This window comes from Arthrobacter sp. JCM 19049, assembly GCF_001310435.1.
The window spans coordinates 1-2,870 of sequence record NZ_BAXF01000281.1; the positions used below are offsets into that span (position 1 = coordinate 1).

The following is a 2,870-nucleotide window of genomic DNA, read 5'->3' on the forward strand; positions in this document are numbered from 1 at the left end:
CCCGGCGGCGGGTTAGCGCAGCACCACGGTGCGGTTGCCCCAGAGGAATACCCGCCCCTCGCAGTGCCAGCGCACCGCGTTGGACAGGGCCTTGCATTCGCTGTCGCGCCCGGCGGCGACCAGGTCCTCGGGCATGTAGGTGTGGTCCACCTCCACCACCTGCTGGGCGATGATCGGCCCCTCGTCGAGCTCCGAATTCACGTAGTGGGCGGTGGCGCCCACCGTCTTCACCCCGCGCTCCCACGCCTGGTGGTAGGGCTTGGCGCCCTTGAAGGAGGGCAGGAAGGAGTGGTGGATGTTGATGGTCTTGCCGGTCAGCTCGGTGGCCAGTTCATCGGAGAGCACCTGCATGTAGCGGGCCAGAACCACCAGCTCGGTGCCGGTCTGCTCGATCAGCTGCAGCAGTTCGGCTTCCGCGGCCGGCTTGGTCTGCTTGGTGACCGGGATGTGGTGGAAGTCGATGCCGTGCCATTCCACCAGTGAGCGGTGGTCCGGGTGGTTGGAGACCACCGCGACCACATCGATGGGCAGCTCCCCGGTGTGGGCACGGAAGAGCAGGTCGTTCAGGCAGTGGTCGAACTTCGAGACCATGATCAGGGTGCGGGTCTTCTGCCCGCGTTCACGCAGGTTCCAGTCCATCCCCCATTCCTCGGCGACCGGGGTGAAGTCCTCGCGCAGCCGCTGCAGCAGGTCCGCACCGTCCTGCCCGGCGAAGTCCACGCGCATGAACAGGCGCTCGGCGCTCATGTCATCGAACTGCTTCAGCTCCACGATGGTGCGCCCGTGCTTGACCAGGAAGCCGGTGACGGCGTGCACGATGCCGGGCGCCTCCGGGCATTGCAGGGTCAGAACGTGCCGGACCTGCTCGCTCATCCTCGTTTGTCCTTTCACTTCTTCTCCAGGCACCCGCCCGGTGTCCGCGAGGGTTCGCGGCCGGGTCGCGCCTGGTGTGTTTGCTTCCAGCTTAGGGCCTTGGGGCCGGTGGGTTGGGGCCGGTCCAGTTTGCTGGGCGGGGTTGGCGGGGCCGGGTTCAGCACTGGGCCAGGGTCAGCGCCAGCCGCCGCGCGAGGTTTCCTTGTACTTGCTTTTCATGTCCGCCCCGGTAGCGCGCATGGTCTCGATCGCCGCGTCCAGGCTCACCGTGTGCTGCCCGTCCCCGTGCAGGGCCAGGCGGGCTGCGTTGATGGCCTTCACCGAGGCGATCGCGTTGCGTTCAATGCATGGAATCTGCACCAGCCCACCGACCGGATCGCAGGTCAACCCCAGGTTGTGCTCCAGCGCCACCTCCGCGGCGTTCTCCACCTGTTCGGGGGTGCCGCCAAGCACGGCGCACAGTCCCGCGGCTGCCATCGCGCACGCCGAGCCGACTTCGCCCTGACATCCAACTTCTGCCCCGGAGATCGAGGCATTGGTTTTGATGATGATCCCGATCGCGGCGGCGGTAAGCAGGAACTGGATGACCTTCTCATCGCTGGCGCCGGTGACGAAGCGGGTGTAGTAATGCACCACCGCAGGAATGATTCCGGCCGCCCCGTTGGTCGGGGCGGTGACGATCCGCCCGCCTGAGGCGTTTTCCTCATTGACGGCCAACGCGTAGAGGTTCACCCATTCCATCGCCCACAGCGGATCCATCGACTCCGACGCTTTGGCCTCAGCTTCCTGCCGACGCAGGCGTTCGCGCAGGGCTGGGGCACGACGGGTGACGTTCAGGCCGCCGGGCAAGGTTTTCTCGGTACGCCGACAGCCGTTCTCGACGCACTGCTGCATGACCTTCCAAATCTCCAGCAGTGCGTCGCGGACCTCGGTTTCGCTGCGCCAGGAGAGCTCGTTCGCCCACATCACCTCGGCAATGGATTTGCCGGTGGCGGCACAGGTCTCCAGGAGCTCAGCGCCCGAGGTAAATCGATAGACGGCGTCGTTTTCGGTGTTCAACGGAGCCTGGAGCTCTTGGTCGTTCACTACGAACCCGCCGCCAATTGAGTACAGTGTTTGGTTGGCCAGCTCGGTGCCGTCGGAGTTAAAGGCGGCAAATCTCATGGCATTCGGATGTCCGGGCAGGGACTTGCGAGAATGCAACACCACATCGGCGTCGATCGAAAACTCGATCGGGGCCCGCCCGGCCAGCCGCAGGACCGCCGAGTCCCGGATCTGCTGAATCAAGTCCGGCACTTCATCGGTATTCACAGTGGCCGGGTCATGTCCCGCCAACCCGAGGATGACCGCAATATCCGAATGATGGCCGATGCCGGTGGCTCCCAGGGAACCGAACAGCTCGGCGCGCACCCGTGCCACCTGCCCAAGTACCCGCCCATCCAGGCGCCGCGAAACTCGCGGCCGCCCGCATCGGCCCCACCGTGTGTGATGATGAGGGGCCAATGCCAATGGAAAACATGTCCAGCGCGGACAGTGCCATCTAGTCCACCTCTGGCGAGCCGAACTCGGTCATGGCGTCGACCAGCCACCGTACCGTGTGCTCGGTGAAGGAGGCACGCGGAAGAATCCGCCAGGTCTGCTCGCTGACCCTCCACAGCAGCACCGGGACGTTCGCCACCGTGGTGGTGATCGCCTGATTCACGGCAAACGCGCTGGGGTGCAGATCCGCCGGGCAGCTCTTGCGCAGCACCAGCGGCGCAGACGGGCCTTCCAGCTCCAGCACGCTGCGGTTGGCCGACAAGTCCACGACCTGGCCGGCCTGGTCTCCCAGCGCCTGGGTGAGTTGCTCGCTCAGCTGAACGTTCTCGGGTGCAAACACCAGGAATTCATCAGGTCCGAGCCACAGCACGGCAGTGCCGGTGACATCTCCGGCGACCTCACCCACCTGTGCGGGCAGGCCGACCCCCGTGGCGTCAGCCAGCTGCTGGTGGCCGGCG

2 protein-coding genes and 1 pseudogene are annotated in these 2,870 nt (G+C 65.8%); all 3 read right to left on the minus strand.

The window, feature by feature from the left end:
- Positions 1–12 precede the first annotated feature (12 nt).
- On the minus strand, positions 13–873 hold the full coding sequence (purU, locus tag JCM19049_RS10955; RefSeq protein ID WP_054821606.1) for a formyltetrahydrofolate deformylase: 861 nt from the start codon (positions 871–873) through the stop codon (positions 13–15).
- A 174-nt stretch (positions 874–1,047) separates the two neighbouring features.
- Positions 1,048–2,413 (minus strand): annotated as a pseudogene (locus tag JCM19049_RS10960) (L-serine ammonia-lyase).
- Positions 2,414–2,870: sarcosine oxidase subunit gamma family protein (gene soxG / locus JCM19049_RS10965; RefSeq protein WP_054821607.1), on the minus strand; the 457-nt coding region annotated here is incomplete at its 5' end.

What these genes read in the sequence shown, in the direction of transcription:
- purU (WP_054821606.1), bottom strand. Translation starts at nt 873, where the DNA reads ATGAGCGAGCAGGTCCGGCACGTTCTGACCCTGCAATGCCCGGAGGCG.